The 573-nt window shown below is 52.8% G+C and carries 1 protein-coding gene; it reads right to left on the bottom strand.

Features of this window, described 5'->3' with window-relative positions; translation table 11 throughout:
- Positions 1 to 252: 252 nt before the first annotated feature.
- A partial coding sequence (locus AC1DWI_RS25870) for a hypothetical protein (protein WP_477726288.1) occupies positions 253 to 573 on the bottom strand: 321 nt, incomplete at its 5' end.

Raw genomic sequence — 573 nt, 5'->3', positions numbered from 1 at the left:
AAATATAGCTGCTGGCGCCATCCCTTATTGGGCTACAGGCATTTTTTTGCGTAAAAAAATGGATCTTTGCAGCATCAAATTGGTTTTTTTGCGCGTCCCAGGAAAAAAAACGGCTCACGCTGGGGGTATTTTGGGCCAATTTCAGGCATTAAATAGGCCTGTAGCCCAATCAGGATGAGCGCAAGCAGCTACTAAATTAATAGCAACTGATGTGAATTCCCGCGCCTCCGTCCTGTGCGAGCAGCGTCAGCACTATTTCTCGGCGATCCTGGAGCATTGGGATGCGCAGGGGGCCAAACCCAAGGTTCGCCTGATTCCCACCGCGCCGATGTAGTCCGACTTGAGTCCTCTTGTGTAGGTGATATGCATTTCTTCACCGTAGGGCGGTCCGCCGAAATCCCAGACCCAGTAGGTCCTGTCGTTGGCATGGAGCAAAAAGAACTGGCCCGCGCCTGGCAGCRATAAGTTTTTATTGAGTTGCTCGCCCAGCATCTGGCTTTGCTGCGCCAGCGCGCGCCTTAAGCGGTCGTGCTGCTGCCCTTGAAGCACTTGGGGGTTTTTCCTGTCGTCAAA

Source organism: Polaromonas sp. P3_C2 (genome assembly GCF_056402675.1).
Note: the sequence above shows the minus strand (reverse complement) of the source record. Positions and strands in the feature narration are given on the sequence as shown.